Annotated in this window: 15 protein-coding genes; 13 read left to right on the forward strand and 2 right to left on the reverse strand. The window is 62.7% G+C overall.

The genetic code is table 11. The features are described 5' to 3' along the window. Positions 1 to 367: 367 nt before the first annotated feature. On the reverse strand, positions 368 to 1,264 hold the full coding sequence (locus tag K6G35_RS07535; RefSeq protein WP_008650814.1) for a hypothetical protein: 897 nt from the start codon (positions 1,262 to 1,264) through the stop codon (positions 368 to 370). A 259-nt stretch (positions 1,265 to 1,523) separates the two neighbouring features. Here K6G35_RS07535 and K6G35_RS07540 point away from each other — a divergent pair, with 259 nt between their 5' ends. The 12 genes from K6G35_RS07540 to K6G35_RS07595 all read left to right on the forward strand — a co-directional run bounded on the left by K6G35_RS07540 (position 1,524) and on the right by K6G35_RS07595 (position 14,402). Next, positions 1,524 to 2,981, forward strand: coding sequence for a DUF3300 domain-containing protein (locus K6G35_RS07540; RefSeq protein WP_035882185.1), 1,458 nt, complete (start codon positions 1,524 to 1,526; stop codon positions 2,979 to 2,981). Positions 2,982 to 3,017: 36 nt separating this feature from the next. Beyond that, positions 3,018 to 3,932, forward strand: a complete 915-nt coding sequence (locus K6G35_RS07545; RefSeq protein ID WP_035882229.1) for a DUF2950 domain-containing protein — start codon at positions 3,018 to 3,020, stop codon at positions 3,930 to 3,932. Positions 3,933 to 4,531: 599 nt separating this feature from the next. Further along, positions 4,532 to 5,443: a sensor histidine kinase gene (locus K6G35_RS07550; protein ID WP_495676292.1), complete on the forward strand. Its 912-nt coding sequence runs from the start codon at positions 4,532 to 4,534 to the stop codon at positions 5,441 to 5,443. Then, positions 5,406 to 6,029, forward strand: a complete 624-nt coding sequence (locus K6G35_RS07555; RefSeq protein WP_017513303.1) for a response regulator transcription factor — start codon at positions 5,406 to 5,408, stop codon at positions 6,027 to 6,029. Before K6G35_RS07550 ends, K6G35_RS07555 begins: the two co-directional genes overlap by 38 nt. A gap of 122 nt (positions 6,030 to 6,151) precedes the next feature. Then, positions 6,152 to 6,526: a response regulator transcription factor gene (locus tag K6G35_RS07560; protein ID WP_035882186.1), complete on the forward strand. Its 375-nt coding sequence runs from the start codon at positions 6,152 to 6,154 to the stop codon at positions 6,524 to 6,526. A gap of 129 nt (positions 6,527 to 6,655) precedes the next feature. Next, positions 6,656 to 6,910, forward strand: a complete 255-nt coding sequence (locus tag K6G35_RS07565) for an RNA-binding protein (RefSeq protein WP_035882188.1) — start codon at positions 6,656 to 6,658, stop codon at positions 6,908 to 6,910. 79 nt (positions 6,911 to 6,989) lie between these two features. Next, complete coding sequence (locus K6G35_RS07570; protein ID WP_035882190.1) at positions 6,990 to 8,228, forward strand: efflux RND transporter periplasmic adaptor subunit; 1,239 nt, start codon at positions 6,990 to 6,992, stop codon at positions 8,226 to 8,228. Further along, positions 8,225 to 11,416 carry an efflux RND transporter permease subunit gene (locus tag K6G35_RS07575; protein WP_186425384.1) on the forward strand — a complete coding sequence of 1,064 codons (3,192 nt, stop codon included), beginning with the start codon at positions 8,225 to 8,227 and terminating at the stop codon, positions 11,414 to 11,416. Before K6G35_RS07570 ends, K6G35_RS07575 begins: the two co-directional genes overlap by 4 nt. Further along, the gene (locus K6G35_RS07580) at positions 11,413 to 12,873 is read left to right on the forward strand and encodes an efflux transporter outer membrane subunit (protein ID WP_495676293.1); all 1,461 of its coding nucleotides are present in this window, start codon (positions 11,413 to 11,415) and stop codon (positions 12,871 to 12,873) included. Before K6G35_RS07575 ends, K6G35_RS07580 begins: the two co-directional genes overlap by 4 nt. Before the next feature lie 4 nt (positions 12,874 to 12,877). Further along, on the forward strand, positions 12,878 to 13,351 hold the full coding sequence (locus K6G35_RS07585; RefSeq protein WP_011516437.1) for a glycine zipper family protein: 474 nt from the start codon (positions 12,878 to 12,880) through the stop codon (positions 13,349 to 13,351). 40 nt (positions 13,352 to 13,391) lie between these two features. Beyond that, positions 13,392 to 13,979 carry a hypothetical protein gene (locus K6G35_RS07590; RefSeq protein ID WP_008644680.1) on the forward strand — a complete coding sequence of 196 codons (588 nt, stop codon included), beginning with the start codon at positions 13,392 to 13,394 and terminating at the stop codon, positions 13,977 to 13,979. Between the two features lie 36 nt (positions 13,980 to 14,015). After that, a complete protein-coding gene (locus K6G35_RS07595) occupies positions 14,016 to 14,402 on the forward strand; it encodes a hypothetical protein (protein WP_008644682.1) in 387 nt (128 codons plus the stop codon). Positions 14,403 to 14,504: 102 nt separating this feature from the next. Here the strand turns inward: K6G35_RS07595 and ppk2 are convergent, their stop codons facing one another. Then, positions 14,505 to 15,323 carry a polyphosphate kinase 2 gene (ppk2, locus tag K6G35_RS07600; protein WP_008644684.1) on the reverse strand — a complete coding sequence of 273 codons (819 nt, stop codon included), beginning with the start codon at positions 15,321 to 15,323 and terminating at the stop codon, positions 14,505 to 14,507. Between the two features lie 177 nt (positions 15,324 to 15,500). Between ppk2 and K6G35_RS07605 the strand changes: the two genes are divergently transcribed. After that, positions 15,501 to 15,785: a hypothetical protein gene (locus K6G35_RS07605; protein ID WP_495676294.1), complete on the forward strand. Its 285-nt coding sequence runs from the start codon at positions 15,501 to 15,503 to the stop codon at positions 15,783 to 15,785. The last annotated feature ends 6 nt before the right edge of the window (positions 15,786 to 15,791 follow it).

The following is a 15,791-nucleotide window of genomic DNA, read 5'->3' on the forward strand; positions in this document are numbered from 1 at the left end:
TTCACACTCAATCCTATATAAATGGGATAGATGATGGTTGTAGATTATTGACTATGATCAACATTTGGGCGCGCCGTGCATCAAATAGCGCACATTAATGGCATGAAACTGGCCGAAAAGCGCACAGCCATAGGGCAGACGTAAACTTGGTATGGTATGCCGCCGCCGGTTTTTGAAGGCGCTAACGAGAAATATCTGAATACATCACGGCGCGTGCGAGCGCGGGCATTCAGCGCAAGACCGAAGTCCGATGTCAGTTATGGGATTTGTTTTCTGCACCAAAATGGATCGATAATAACCATATTGGTGCAAGACGGAGGAAGTCGATCGCAACAACTCTCAGCCGATCGGTTTTGCGATATCCGCCTCAGAAGCTCGCCGCCAGTCCGAGGGAAACACCAGAAACATTATTGCCAAACACATATCGGACGACGGCCCGCACACGTGTCACATACACCTCGTGCGCGGTGGTATCCAGTTCCAGTCCCGCTCCCAGCGTTGTCAGGTAATTGAATCCCAATACTCCCGCCTGCGCGCCAAAGTAATGAGAATGGGAGAGTTCGAGCACGTATCTGAGCGGGCGATCGAGTGCGATCAGACCGGTCGGGGCGCGCCAGCGCGCATAGAGATTCGCAGTTTGCGAGGTAACGGATCCTTGCACCGATGGCGCGGAACCGCCGAAGCTCTGCAAATGGATACTGGTGTAGCGGAGCTCGATATCAATGTCGTGCTCTGGCCGGTAGTGTTCCCAGTCCAGCATCAGCGCGCCACCCAGGCCGTAGGCATTCAACGTGCCACCGTTGAGAAAGTTGATGTCGCGGTCCGTCACGTGCTGGACAACCGCCGTGGCAAGCTTGAGGTCACTCGACACATTGCCCAGCGAAGCGTTGAGGATCGGGCGGATCACCAGTTCCTTGTCGTCAGTTAGCGGAAAATCCCAGCCAATACCGACCGTTCCGGCAAAAGTGTTCCAGCGCGTGGGAAGCAGGCGCGATTCCGCACCGTCCGTCGATACAAAGGTCGGATCGTAGCGGCTGTACGCGATCGAGCCTTCGAGATAGAGCGGAAACGTCTTGCTCATCGTGAAGCCACCGCCAAGCTGCGACATGACGATGCCGGGGTTGTCCGTCTGGGCACTTTTGATCGACAGCGAACTCGATGCCAGATCCGGCACGACCGAATAGCTCATCAGCGACAGCACGGCGTTGGCCTGCCGTTGCACACCGGGTCCGAAAATTTGCGCCTGGGCGTGCGCGGCCGGCATGGCGGTCGCCATTACCAGAAGCAGCGCCCCACTGCACGCGAGGGCGCTGAACGTACCCGGTCGATGTTTCCGTTTCGTGACACGGTCCATGCGTTCGTCCGAGATGTCCTGCAAACCTTGTTCCTGGCGGAAGCGTACCGTTGGTCCGTTCGCTCGCGTATTGGACCAAGGTTCCATTGCGGGTAGCAAACGGGGCATCTATAAGATCACCATATTGGCATCGGTGCGGGCGAAACCGATGTGGTGTCAGGAGGCTGCCATGACGCGTTGCAGCGTGCGACGACTCAACTGGATCGGAGCATGGATCATAGCTTGCTTCCTAGCAAGCATCGGTAGCGCCTGGGCGCAGGAGAATAGCGCCGGCCCGGCGTCATTCAAGCCCGAGGAGCTCGAAGCGCTGGTCGCACCGATCGCGCTTTATCCTGACTCCGTGCTGGCGCAGGCGCTGATGGCGTCGACCTATCCGCTCGAGGTGGTACAGGCAGCAAGATGGGTTAAGGCCAACCCCAACGTCAAAGGGGATGCCGCCATCAAGGCGGTCGAGAGTCAGCCGTGGGACGTCAGCGTGAAATCGCTGGTCGCGTTTCCGCAGGTGCTGGAGCCAATGAGCGACAAGCTCGACTGGACCCAGAAGCTCGGCGACGCGTTCCTGGCGCAAGAGAAGGACGTGATGGCGGCGGTACAACGGCTGCGCGCCAAGGCCCAGCAGTCCGGCAACCTGAAATCCAACGAGCAGCAGAAGGTCATCGTCGAACCGCCAGCGCAGGCCAGCGGCGGCGCGACTGGTGGGGGAGGCACCACCCAGACCATCGTGCGGATCGAGCCGGCCAATCCGGAGGTGATCTACGTACCGTCGTACAACCCCACCGTCGTCTATGGCGGGTGGAGCTATCCGTCCTACCCGCCGTATTACTGGCCGCCGTCACCTTATTACTATCCGGGCGGCGCGCTGATGACCGGCTTCGCCTGGGGCGTTGGACTGGCCGCCGCTGGCGCGATCTTCTCCAATTGCAACTGGGGCGGTGGCGACGTCAATATCAACGTCAACAAGGCGGCGAACATCGACCGCAACTTCGACCGAACCAAGGTCCAGAACGGCAACCGCTGGCAGCACGATTCCAGCCATCGCAAGGGCGTGGCGTATCGCGATAACGCCACGCGGGAAAAGTTCGGCAACAACGTTGGCGGCGCCGACAGGCGCAACGACTTCCGTGGCCGCGAAGGCGCAGGAGACAGGGCAGGTGACCGTGCCGGAAATCGGCAAGGCGACCGCGCAGGGGATCGTGCGGGCGATCGCGGTGGTGACAGGGGCGGCGATCGTGGCGGTAACCGCGCCAGCACGGGCGACCGCATGGGCGGCTCGGATCGTGCAGGCGTTGGTGATCGGAGCGCCGGAGGCGGGAACCGTGGCGCGGGCGTCGGCGACCGGAGTGCCGGCGTTGCCGACCGAAGCGCTGGCGGCGGCAATCGAAACAGCTACGGTGGCGGCGGACGCGACAATGCCTTCCAGGGCGTGGGCGGTGGCAACACGGCCCAGCGTGACCTGGATCGTGGCCGGGCCAGTTCCAGCCAGGCAGGCTTCAGCGGTGGTCAGCGTGGTGGTGGTGGCGGCGGCGGTGGCTTTAGCGGAGGGGGAGGACGCGGCGGTGGTGGATTCAGCGGCGGCGGCGGACGCGGCGGTGGCGGTGGTGGCCGTGGCGGCGGCGGAAGGCGTTGATATGCGACACACCGGCGTATGCAGAAGGGGACATTCATGCTCGCTTTGACCCGTATCTTGCGAATGGCCATCACGGCCACCGCGGTGCCGCTCGTGCTGATGCTCGGCCTGGTGCCGGCTGCGCATGCGCAGAAGTCGTTCGCCACTCCCGAGGCCGCGATGAACGCGTTTGGCGATGCGGTCACCACGAGCAACGACACCGCCATCGACGCCATTTTCGGGAATCAGGCACGTCGGCTGATCCCGCCACTGGGGGCCGAGATTCGCTACAAGTTCCTGTCCGCCTGGAGCCAGTCGCACTCGATCCAGAAGCAGGACGACAACACGGCCCGCATCGCCGTCGGCAATGATGGCTGGACGATGCCCATTCCGCTGGTCAAGCGCAACGGACAGTGGCAGTTCGATACGCAAGCCGGTCTGACTGAAATCCGCTTGCGCCGGATCGGCCGTAACGAGTTGTCGACGATCCAGACCATGCTGGCGGTCTACGATGCGCAGCGCGAATATGCGAGCACCGATCATTCGGGCGACGGAATGCTGGTCTACGCCGCGCATCTGGTCAGTTCGCCTGGCAAGCGTGACGGCCTGTATTGGCCGACGTCGGCCGGCGAGCCCGAGAGCCCGCTGGGGTCAGCCTTCCTGCGCGCCGTGGGCCGCAATGCCAGTGCAGAGGGCTATAACGGCTACCGGTTCAAGTTGCTCACGTCGCAGGGGCCTGCGGCACCGGGCGGACAGTACAACTACCTCGTGAATGGCCGCTTGTTCGGCGGGTTCGCGGTACTGGCGTGGCCCGTCAAGTACGGCGAAACCGGCATCAAGAGCTTCATCGTCAATCACGAAGGGCAGGTCTACGAACGGGATCTGGGCAAGAACACGAGTGCGCGCGCCGATGGCATCCAGTCCTTCGATCCGGTGCCGGGATGGAGCAAGGTATCCGCCACTGCACCCTAGCGGGAAATTAGCAGGCGGAAGTACCGCAGACTACGCTTCGGACTTCACGATATCTGACTAGTGAGATAAAGCTCGCAGTAATGCGAGCTTCTTTTTTTTTTGCGCCGCGAAGTTGCGATTGCTTTCCCTAAAGGCCCGAGTTAATTTTGACAGGACGCAAAGTTAGAAACCAATGAAAACGAAGTGGCCCACATCTGCTGGGGCCACCAGCACGGATTCCTGGCCGGTTCCTCTGGAACTGGCGCCGGACGTTGAGTCGGATTTAGTCGTAGTCGCTTGGGGTAAGCGCTCAGGGATGCCGTATCGAGCTGGATAGCCGCGCGGGCTTGCTATGTTCGCGCGCGGCGACACGCCGTTATTCCGTTCCCGGGACATCCCCAGCATCTTGGAGGGATGTCATGTCATTTGTTGTCCTGCCTGTCGTGCTGTCGGGTCTGGCGTCCCTGGTTGCAGTGGCGAAACTCTCTCATGTCCGCGCACGGGCCAATGCCCGCAGTGGCCGTCATTTGCGGCAACGCAGCAAGCCTCATTCACTCCACCGCTGAAGGACAACAGCAATGCGATGGCTGTCCTTCCTGTTGGTAGGCGTCTCCAGCGGCGTGGCGTTCGCCGCCGCGATCGTTCCCGGCTTCGGGCGTCGCAGGTCGCATTCCGGCGGGCCAACGGAATCCGTGCAATCCAGCAATCATGCAAGGGAGATCGCCCATCTGTCGCCCGCGCCCGGCATGAACGAACTAGCCGGTTCCATCGCGCATGAATTGAACCAGCCACTGACGGCTATCACCAGCAATGCTCAGGCGGCCAGGGAGTATCTGGCATCGGGGCCATGCGACCCCGCGGAGGTACGCGAGATCCTCGACGATATCGTCGCCGATGCGTCTCGCGCGAGCGAGATCGTCAGGCGGGTAAGGGCATTGATCCTGGGCGAGGCCCCGTCGGCGATCCACTTCAATGTCGGCGAAGTCGTCGATCAGGCGATTGCCCTCGTCGATGCCAATGCGCGGGCACGTAGCGTTCTGGTGTCGCGAGAAGTTGCCGATTCGCTTCCCCGCGCCGTTGGCGACCCGATGGAAATCCAGCTGGTGCTGCTCAATCTGCTGAGCAACGCCCTCGATGCGGTGGAATCCGTGCGCCCGCACGGTGAACGCTCAGCGTCGATCCTGGCGCAGGAACGCAATGGAATGGTCGTCGTTTCGGTGCGCGACAACGGCTGCGGCGTCGAACCGGGGCAGCTCGAGCGTATCTTCCAGCCGTTCTATTCGTCGAAGCACAAGGGCATGGGGTTGGGGCTGTCTTTCAGCCGCGCCCTGGTGGAGCGCAATGGCGGACGCCTGTCGGCGATCCGCAACAGCAGCACGGGTATGACTTTTGAACTGTCGCTGCGCACGGAAGACGCCGCGCAGGACCTGCGCGGGTCGGTATTGCCACTGCCACCGCGCGGCATCCATCCGCTCCATCACGGAGGAAAGAACAATGAACGCAATGCAGCCAACGGTATGTATCGTCGATGACGACGACAGTGTGCGACGTGCCCTGGCACGCGTCCTTGGCGCCCATCGGTATCACACCAGTTGCTTCGATTCCGCGAAACGCTTTCTGGATAACGTCGAACTGGAGAATTCGCCGATCTGCGCCGTGGTCGACCTGCAGATGCCAGACATGGACGGCATCGCCTTGCAGCAGACGCTGAGCCAGCGGGTTCCCGTCGTCATCCTCACCGGACATGCCGACGTGTCCAAGGCGGTACAGGCCATGCAGGCGGGCGCGATAGATTTTCTCGAAAAGCCGGTGCAGGACGGGCTGCTTCTGGCCGCGGTCGAACGGGCGTGTGAACGCGCGCGGGAACAGTTCGCGCGCAAGGCCGAACTCCGCGTGCTGCGGCAGAAGATCGAGCGGCTGACGCCCAGAGAGCGTGAAGTCCTGGGCTGGATCGTGTCTGGCCTGCGCAACAAGCAGGTGGCCAGCGAACTCGGGACCGTGGAAAAGACCATCAAGGTGCATCGCGCGCACGTGATGCAAAAGCTCGAAGTGGATTCGCTTCCGGCCCTGGTTCGCATCGCCGACAAGATGGGTATGGGGATCGTCGCGCGCACCTGACCCCGCGCTGGCTCCCCCGTTTGGACCATCGTCCAATATCGCCGGACGCCGGTGTCTCGTAGCCTTGGGGAAGGCAACTTCTTCCCCGCGGCCTACGCGGTCGACGTTAACCTGGCGCGGATATGGGGTCTTCAGGACAATTTGCGGTGGTTATCGACGATGACGAGTCCGTTGCGCGCGCCATCTCGCGTTTGCTGCGCGCCGCCGGCATCGCTGTCGATACATTCACAAGCGGCACGGCATTCCTGGACCAGATCCTGTCGCAGCCGGCTTATCGGCCTGCGTGCGTGATCCTCGACGTCAGCATGCCCTACCTCGACGGTCTTGAGGTGCAGCGCCGTCTCGGCGGATTGTCCTTGCCGATCATTTTCATTACCGCCCACGACGTGCCCGAGGCTCGCAACAAGGCGCTCTCCGCCGGCGCGATCGGATACCTGCGCAAACCTTTCAATACGCACCAGCTCATCGAGTTGGTGCGGGGTGTGATGACGCCTTGAGTTATCTGACGTGACGGAATTTGGTCCTTGGTCCAATTGCGATTTAGACTCAAAGCGGCACACTCTCAACAATACGGGGCCGACATGCGTCCGCCGCGCGTGGCATTGGCGCCGTGACAAGGATCGAACATGGCACTTCTGATGATTTCCAACCTCAACCCGGATACCACCGAGGAGCAGGTGAAAGAGTTCCTCGGTCGTTACGGGTTTCCGGCGTACGACGAATACGAACTCCAGGAAGGAGACGGTACGCGCCCGGCGGTCACACTGACATTCCATGCCGTGGACGAAATCGCGTTGCAGCATTTCGTCCCGCGCATCCATGACGTGTTCTGGAATGGCCACCGGATCAACGCGCTGGTGTTGAGAGAACGCTTCAACTGACCACGCAGGCAAAACATCAACCACGCAGACGGCGAGGACGCGCCAGCAAGCAGGCGGGCGCGTAGCGGAGGAGCAAGCAATGGCGAGTGGGCTGGAGTCCAAGGGCAGGCAGTATGCGTTCATGTTCCTCACCGCACTGGCAGTCGCGGGATGCGGAAAGCAGGAGGCGAAGGGGCCCGCCGCGCCGCCGGTGACCGAAGTTGGGGTCGTCAAGGTCGACCTCCACGACGTGCCGGTCGTGTTCGAGTTCGTCGGGCAGACCGAGAGCTCGCAGCAGGTTGAAATCCGGGCGCGGGTCAACGGTTTCCTGGAGCAACGGCTCTATACCGAAGGCACGATGGTCAAGGCGGGGCAGGTGCTGTTCCGCATGGACCAGAAGCCATTCAAGGCCGCGCTGGACGCGGCCATGGCCGAACTGGCGCAGCAACAGGCACGCCTGACCACCGCGCGCCAGAACCTTGCCCGCGTTCGCCCGCTGGCCGCCAAGAATGCGTTGAGCCAGAAGGATCTCGACGATTCCGTTGGGCAGGAGCAGGGCGCCGCGGCCGCGGTGGAGCAGGCCAAGGCCAACGTGACAAACGCCCGTCTGAATCTGGACTACACGACGATCACCGCGCCAGTCTCCGGGTTATCCAGCTACGCCAAGAAGCAGGTCGGTTCGTATATCGACGCGAGCAACAGCTTGCTGACTTACGTCGCCAAGCTCGATCCGATCTGGGTCAACTTCAGTTTGTCAGAGAACGAGGTCCTGCAGTACCAGTCCCAGCAGGCATCCGGACAGTTGAAGATGCCGCCGCGTGGCTCGATGGAGGTGGAGATCGTGCTGGCCGATGGCGCGACCTATGGCAAGCGTGGTCACATCACGTTTGCCGATGCATCCTTCAGCTCCGAGACCGGCACCTATCTGCTGCGCGCGGAATTCCCGAATACCGAAGGCGCGTTGCGTCCGGGGCAATTCGTGCGCGTCCGCGTGCTTGGCGCGGAGCGCACGCGCGCGATCACGGTGCCACAGGCGGCTGTGGTGCAAGGGCAGCGTGGACAGTTTGTCTGGACCGTCGGCAAGGACAACAAGGCTGAATCCAGAGTGGTGGATGTCGGAGAATGGGCGCAGGGCAACTGGATCATCCGTTCCGGCCTGCGCGAAGGCGATACCGTGGTGGTCGACGGCACGGTGCGCCTCGCCCCCGGAGCGCCCCTCAAACCCGTGGCCGCGCCTCCGCAGCCCGTGTCCACCGAACGGCCGCCTGGCCCCCCGGGCGCCGCGCCCACGCCAGCCTCGGCCCCAACCGCCGCCCCTGAGAAGGGGGCGACGTCATGAAGCTTTCACACTTCTTCATCGACCGTCCGATCTTCGCATCGGTCCTGTCGATCATCATCGTCGTTGGCGGTCTGGTTGCCATGGTCAACCTGCCGATCGCGCAGTTCCCGGACATCACACCGCCGACCATCACCGTCACCACGACCTATCCGGGCGCCAGCTCGGACGTGGTGGCACAGAACGTCGCGGCCCCGATCGAGCAGCAGGTCAACGGCGCGGACAACATGCTGTACATGTCGTCCACCAGTTCGTCCACCGGCAACATGACGCTGACCGTGTACTTCGAGATCGGCACGGACCCGTCACTGGCACAGGTGGACGTGCAGAACCGCGTGAACCTGGCGCTGCCGACGTTGCCTGACGCGGTGACCAAACAGGGCGTGAGCGTGCAGAAGCGTTCGTCTGCCTTCATGATGGTGATCGCGGTCTATTCGCCGGATAACAGCTATCCGCAGACCTTCGTCGATAACTTCACCAACATCTACATTCTCGATGCGCTCAAGCGCATTCCAGGTGCTAACCAGGCGTCGATCTTCGGCACACCCGACTACGCCATGCGCATCTGGCTGAAGCCGGACCGGATGGCCCAGCTAGGCATCACCGTCGAGGACATCAAGAACGCGGTGGCCAACCAGAACGAGCAGTTCTCCGCTGGCCGAATAGGACAGTCACCCACCGACGGGCCGGTCACACTGACCTTCCCGGTGACGACGAAGGGGCGGATGACCGAGCCGGCCGAGTTCGAGAACATCATCCTGCGCGCCGCCTCGGGTGACGCGGCGCTGGTGCGTCTCAAGGACGTCGGCCGTGCCGAACTGGGCTCGAAAGATTATTCGTTGCGCAGCCGCTACAAGGGCAAGACCGCCACGCTGCTGGCGGTCTATCAGCAGCCAGGCGCCAACGCCCTGGCCGTGGCCGAGCAGGTCCGCAAGACGCTGGAGGAAGTGAAGAAGAGCTTCCCGCCGGGCATGGAGTATGAAGTCGCGCTGGATACCACCGAGTTCGTGCATGAGTCGATCAACGAGGTGGTGCATACGTTGCGCGATGCGGTGATCCTGGTGATCCTGGTCGTGTTCCTGTTCCTGCAGAGCTTCCGCGCCACGCTGGTGCCGATTCTGGCCGTGCCGGTGTCGATCATCGGCACGTTCATGGCCATGTCGGCGTTCGGCTTCTCGGTCAACATGCTGACGTTATTCGGGATGGTGCTGGCCATCGGCATTGTGGTGGACGACGCCATCGTCGTGATCGAGAACGTCGAACGGAACATGGTCGAGTTCAAGATGCCGCCCAAGGAGGCGGCCAAGCACGCCATGGACGAGGTGGGCGGCCCGGTGATCGCGATCGTGCTGGTGCTGCTGGCCGTGTTCATCCCGGTGGCGTTCCTGTCCGGCATCACGGGCCAGTTGTACAAGCAGTTCGCCATTACGCTGGCGGTGTCGGTGCTGCTGTCCGGTGTCGTCGCGCTGACCTTGTCGCCGGCACTGGCGGCCATCCTGCTTAAACCGGGCTCCCACGAAAAGAATCGCTTCTTCCGCTGGTTCAACCGCAGTTTCGATCGGCTCGTGGAAGGGTACGGCAGGTCGATCCAGCTCATCATCCGGCGTTCGGTGATATCGCTGGCAATCGTGGCCGCGCTGATCGCAGTCAGCGTGCTGATGTTCATGCGCATCCCGTCGTCGTTCCTGCCGGTGGAAGACCAGGGTTATCTGCTGGGCGCGGTGATCATGCCCGATGCGGCCAGCCTGGACCGCACGTCCGCGCTGTCCTCGCGCGCCGCGGACTGGTTCGCCAAGCAGCCGGGCGTCAAGGCGGTGGCGGTACCGGACGGCTACAGCCTGATCGACTCGCAGAACAAGTCCAATGCCGGCACGCTGTTTGTCACACTGAAGGGCTTTAGCGAGCGCGGCAAGGGTGAAAGCGCGGCGGACCTGATCGCGAAGGCCAACAAGGAGTTCTCCACCTACCGCGAGGGCGTCGTGGTGCCGGTCAATCCGCCATCGATCCCGGGCCTGGGTACGACCGGCGGCTTCGAGTTCTGGCTGCAAAGCACCGGGGATGGCACCTATCCGCAACTCGAGGAACGCGTCAGGGCGTTTATCGCCAAGGCCCATCAGCGACCCGAATTGCGCGGCGTGAACAGCACGATCAACACGCGCTCCAGGCAGTTACTGGTGGACCTCGACCGTGAGCGCGCGGAAACCCAGGGCGTGGCGGTGGAGTCGGTCTACTCGGCCTTGCAGACAATGTTCGGCTCGCTCTACGTCAGCCAGTTCCCGAAGAACAGCCGTCTGTTCCAGGTGATCCTGCAGGCGGAGCCCAAGTACCGCTCGCGGCCCGACGACCTCGACAACGTCTACGTACGCAATGCCAAGGGAGACATGGTCCCGATCAAGGCCGTGACGAATTCGCGCTGGGTCTCTGGCGCGGATCTGGTCACGCGGTTCAACAACTTCCCCGCAGCGAAGATTACTGGCGACGCCGCACCGGGGTACAGCTCCGGGCAGGCGCTGGCAGCAATGGAAGAGGTAGCCCACGAAGTCCTTGGTGAAGGCTACAGCTTTGCGTGGAGCGGACAGGCGTACGAAGAGAAGAAGGCAGGGTCCACTGCCGCGCTGGTCTTCGCCTTCGCATTGCTGATGGTGTTCCTGATCCTGGCCGCCCAGTACGAAAAATGGTCGTTGCCGCTGGGCGTGCTGCTGGCGGTGCCATTCGCGTTGTTTGGCGCGCTGATGGGCATCTTGCTGCGAGGTATGGAAAACGACGTGTATTTCCAGATCGGTTTGACCGTGCTGATCGCGCTGGCGGCCAAGAATGCCATCCTGATCTTCGAGTTCGCCGTGGAAATGCAAGAGAAGGAAGGGCTGAGCCCGTTCGATGCCGCGGTCAAGGCGGCCAAGATGCGTCTGCGCCCGATCATCATGACCTCGCTGGCCTTCATCCTGGGTTGCGTGCCGCTGGCCATCGCCAGCGGGGCATCCGCCGCCAGCCGTCAGTCGCTCGGTACCGGCGTGATTGGCGGGATGCTTGGCGCGACCGTTATCGCCATCTTCTTCATCCCGATGTTCTTCTGGGGCCTGGAGCAGCGCAGCGAGAAGAGGAAGGGCAAGCAGCCGGCTTCAGGGACCGGGACCGGGCCAGGGGCGGGGCCGGCGAGTGACACCGAGGCTACTCCGGGAGGCACGTCATGAAGCGCCGCACGGTGTCCCGATTGATGCTTCTCGCCACGCTGGCCGCCGCCGGGTGCGCGGTCGGGCCGGACTACGTTCGTCCGCCTGTCGATGTTCCGCAGGCCTACCGCTTCGCGGACGAAGGTATCAACGTGCCGCAGACACCGGCCACGTATTGGTGGTCGCAGATGAACGATCCGGTGCTGGACGGGCTGATTGCCACAGCGCGGGCCAACAACAAGGACTTGCTGATTGCCGCGGCACGGGTCGAGGAGTACTACGGCCGTGTCATGACCACCCGGTCTGGCCTGTTCCCTCAGGTGGGGATCGAGGCTGGCGGTGGGCGCCAGCGTATCAGCACCACCAATGGCACGGCGCTGCCGATCAACAACCCGTTCAACCAGACGCACGTCGCCGCCACCGCATCCTGGGAAATCGACCTGTTTGGCCGGATACGCCGCCTGACCGAGGCGGCCAAGGCTGACTGGCAGGCCAGCGAACTGGCGCGTCGGAGCACGGAAATCTCGGTTGTCGCCGCGACTGCCAGTGCCTATATCACGCTGCGGGATCTCGATAACCGCCTGCGTATCTCGCAAGACACCCTGGAAAGCCGTCGGGGCGCGCTTGAGTTGTTCCGGGAGCGCTTCCAGGGCGGTGTGGTCTCCGAGGTCGAGTTCGCGCAAGCGCGGTCAGAATACGCATCGGCACTGACCTCGGTCGAGCAGTTCCGCCAGCAAGTCGCGCTGCAGGAGGACCTGCTGGCCGGTCTGCTGGGCGAGAACCCGCGTGAAATTCCGCGCGGCAAGTCGATCTCCGAGTTGACCTTGCCGGGCGTGCCGGTCGGCCTGCCGTCGACGTTACTGGAGCAGCGGCCGGACGTACTCCTGGCCGAGCAGAATCTCGTGGCGGCCAATGCCCGTATCGGCGCCGCGCGTGCCGAGTACTTCCCGACGATTTCGCTGACCGGCGCGTTCGGAGCTGCCAGCACGGCACTGTCGGGGCTGTGGACCGGTCCGGCACGGGCCTGGTCGTTTGCCGGGCTCATCAGTATGCCGATCTTCACCGGTGGCGCGATCGCCGGCGACGTCAAGCAGGCGGAGGCGATTCAGACGCAGTCGCTGCAGGCCTACCAGCAATCCATCCAGACAGCGTTCCGGGAAGTGGCGGATGCGCTGGTCAGCGTGCAGCGTACGCGCGATCAGCTCAATGCCAAGACCGACCAGGTCGATGCGCTGGGCCGTTACGCTTCGCTGGCACGAGATCGCTACGAAGGCGGCTATACGAGCTATCTTGAAGTGCTGGATTCCGAGCGCGCGCTGTTCGCCGCGCAACTTGACCAGTCCACCCTCATTGGTTCGGAGTTTGGCCAGCTTGTCCAGCTCTACAAGGCGTTGGGTGGTGGCTGGCCCGTGGAGTCGGAAGCAGCACAGGCGCCTCAGGCAAGCCTGAGTCAACCGGAAACCCGTAACAAGGAGTGATTTCATGTCGAGGTCGATCATCAGGCCGGTCTTGTTGCTGGCCACGGCGGGCATCGCCCTTGGCGCGATGGCTCAGTCCAAGCCGATTGCGTATCCCGCCAAGGGACAGAGCGCCGCCCAGCAGCAACAGGACGACGGTTATTGCTATTCCTGGGCCAAATCGAATACGGGCATAGACCCGGCGGCCGTGTCCTCGGCGCCGCCGCCTCCCAGTGGCCCGGCAGTCGGCGGTGGTGAGCGTGTTGGCGGTGCCGCGCGTGGCGCCGCCGGCGGTGCGGTAATCGGCGCGATCACCGGCGATGCCGGCAAGGGTGCCGCCGTTGGCGCCGCAGCCGGCACGATGGTCGGTGGCTCGCGCGCCCGGCAGAACCAGCGCAACGCGCAAGCGAACGCCCAGGCCAACACCCAGGGCGCCATGTCCACGTACTACCGTGCTTATTCCGCGTGCATGGAAGGCCGTGGTTATTCGATCAAGTGAGTGAAGTAGGTCCCGGAGCGCTTTGCCAAAAGGAGTGCATATGCTCAAGAAAGTACTGATTCCCGTCGCGATCCTGCTTTCGGTGCCGGCCATTGGCTGGGCGCAGACCGACGTCAAGACTGATGTCACACGCGCCGACGGCTCGGTCACGGCCTCCGGCTCCGCAACTGCCGTTGCGACGATCACAGCCATCGACGCGGCAAATCGCAAAATCACGCTGAAAGGCGCGGGCGGCAAGGTCACCGACATGACCGTTGGCGACGAGGCTCGCAACTTTGATCAGCTACGGGTCGGCGACAAGGTCACCGTACAGTACAACGAGGCACTGACCGTTAGCCTCAAGAAGGGCAGCGGACCGCTCTCCATGAACGAGAAGCCGATCGAGCAACGCGCCGAGGCCGGCGCCAAGCCTGGCGGCACGGTTGGCCGTGAGGTGACGGTGGTCGCCCAGGTTGTCGCGGTCAACAAGGACACAAAGACTGTCTCGGTCAAGGGACCGAAGGGCCATGTCGTCGACCTTGTTGTCGAGGACCCGGACCAGTTGAAGAACATCAAGAAGGGGGACCGCGTGCAGGCTGTCTACACCGAGGCTGTCGCGGTTTCGGTAACCCCCGGTGCAGGCAAGTAACCACCGAATGCCGGGCACCCGAACGGAACTGTCGTCATGAAGCACATTGCAGCATTGCGTTGTCTGGGGGCGGCCGTGCTGATTGCCAGCGCGCTGCCCGCCCACGCGTACTTTGACAACTACCTGAGCGGCACGATCGTTGGCACGCTCGCCAAGCAGCAGATGGCGACCTTGCGCGGCGTCTTCAACAAGACGCTGTCGGAGTCCGACGATGGCGCCACCGTGCCGTTCAGTCTGCCTGCCGAGGGGCGGTCCAAGGCCACGGAGGGCACATTCACGCCCGTGACCACGCGCACCGAGAACGCCAAGCGCTGCCGCAAGATCCGCAGCGAACTGCGCCAGAATGGCAGGTCGGAACGCTGGGAAGGGTGGTACTGCCAGGAGGCCGATGGCAACTGGAAAAAGGCGCTATTGAAGGATTGAACGACTGAACGACTGAACGACTGAGGGATTGAAGATCCGATGCCACAACCGTCAGGGGCCGCGATGACGCGGCCCCTGACGGTTGCAGTTTGCGTCCGGAACTCAGAACTTCTCCGGGATATACCGATAGGGGTAGTCGGGCTGCTTGTAGGAGCCGCGCTTCTGCCGGTCCGGCAGCGTGACCTTCTTGCGCGGGATGGGCTCGTAGGGAATCGACGCAAGCAGATGGCTGATGATGTTGAGCCGGGCGCGCCGCTTGCAGTCCGATCGCACGACATTCCACGGCGCGAAGTCGGTATCCGAGGCCTCGAACATCGCGTCCCGCGCGCGCGAGTAGTCATACCAGCGGCTGTATGACTTCAGGTCCATGTCCGTCAACTTCCACGTCTTGCGGCCGTCCAGAATGCGCTGCTCCAGGCGGCGCGTCTGTTCTTCGGGGCTGACTTCGAGCCAGTACTTGATGAGCTGGATGTTCGAGCCGACGATAGCGCGCTCCACCAGCGGCACCGCGCGCAGGAACAACTCCACCTGTTCCTCGTCGCAGAACTTCATCACGCGTTCGACGCCGGCGCGGTTGTACCAGCTACGGTCGAAGATCACGATCTCGCCGGCTGCGGGCAGATGCGGGATGTACCGTTGCACGTACATCTGGCTCTTTTCGCGATCGGTGGGGGCGGGCAGGGCAATCACGCGAAAGACGCGGGGGCTGACCCGCTCGGTGATGGCCTTGATGACGCCGCCTTTGCCAGCGCCGTCACGCCCTTCGAAGATGACGCATACCTTGGCACCAGTAGCCTTGACCCAGTCCTGCAGGTGCACCAGTTCAACGTGCAGCGAGCGCAGCGACTTCTCGTACGTCTTCGAGTCAAGGTCCTGCTGCGCTGCGGAATCCTCGTCAGTACGGCGCGAGTCCTTTACCATAAGTGTTTCTCCCGGCGCTTGCAGCAGGCCCCATTGCCTCAAGTATCAATCTCGGATACGGGCATGGCCTTGGCAAGGGACTTTGGTCCAATGCTTGGCTCAAGCATGGCTTGGCCCAAGGACCAATTGCTTTGCGCACGGGCTTGGCTGACTCTTTCATTGGGAGCGTACTCGACCATGTACAAGACTGGATACTGGCTGATCATCATCGGTTTCTGGCTGGCTCTCGCCGGGGTATTCCTGTGCGATCCGGTGGGCGGGCTGCCAGAGAATGTCAACTTGTTCAGTTTCGCCCTGCATGGTCTCGAGATTCACTTGTTCAAGCTGTCAGAAGCGCCGCAGCACTATCGCTTCACGGTTCTCGCGAGGGACTGGTTGATCGGCTGCTTCGTGATCATGTTCGTCGGCGCTGTCCTGCTTGCCCTTGGCTGGAGGCGCAGGCGCCAGAGCCGGCTCGTGTGAGAGGTG

This window comes from Cupriavidus sp. HY129, assembly GCF_059492215.1.

Coding starts and splice junctions, on each gene's coding strand:
- K6G35_RS07595 (WP_008644682.1), top strand. CDS start 14,016: ATGAAGCACATTGCAGCATTGCGTTGTCTGGGGGCGGCCGTGCTGATT.
- K6G35_RS07560 (WP_035882186.1), top strand. CDS start 6,152: ATGGGGTCTTCAGGACAATTTGCGGTGGTTATCGACGATGACGAGTCC.
- ppk2 (WP_008644684.1), bottom strand. CDS start 15,323: ATGGTAAAGGACTCGCGCCGTACTGACGAGGATTCCGCAGCGCAGCAG.
- K6G35_RS07570 (WP_035882190.1), top strand. CDS start 6,990: ATGGCGAGTGGGCTGGAGTCCAAGGGCAGGCAGTATGCGTTCATGTTC.
- K6G35_RS07575 (WP_186425384.1), top strand. CDS start 8,225: ATGAAGCTTTCACACTTCTTCATCGACCGTCCGATCTTCGCATCGGTC.
- K6G35_RS07565 (WP_035882188.1), top strand. CDS start 6,656: ATGGCACTTCTGATGATTTCCAACCTCAACCCGGATACCACCGAGGAG.
- K6G35_RS07585 (WP_011516437.1), top strand. CDS start 12,878: ATGTCGAGGTCGATCATCAGGCCGGTCTTGTTGCTGGCCACGGCGGGC.
- K6G35_RS07535 (WP_008650814.1), bottom strand. CDS start 1,264: ATGCCGGCCGCGCACGCCCAGGCGCAAATTTTCGGACCCGGTGTGCAA.
- K6G35_RS07555 (WP_017513303.1), top strand. CDS start 5,406: ATGAACGCAATGCAGCCAACGGTATGTATCGTCGATGACGACGACAGT.
- K6G35_RS07590 (WP_008644680.1), top strand. CDS start 13,392: ATGCTCAAGAAAGTACTGATTCCCGTCGCGATCCTGCTTTCGGTGCCG.
- K6G35_RS07580 (WP_495676293.1), top strand. CDS start 11,413: ATGAAGCGCCGCACGGTGTCCCGATTGATGCTTCTCGCCACGCTGGCC.
- K6G35_RS07605 (WP_495676294.1), top strand. CDS start 15,501: ATGTACAAGACTGGATACTGGCTGATCATCATCGGTTTCTGGCTGGCT.
- K6G35_RS07540 (WP_035882185.1), top strand. CDS start 1,524: ATGACGCGTTGCAGCGTGCGACGACTCAACTGGATCGGAGCATGGATC.
- K6G35_RS07545 (WP_035882229.1), top strand. CDS start 3,018: ATGCTCGCTTTGACCCGTATCTTGCGAATGGCCATCACGGCCACCGCG.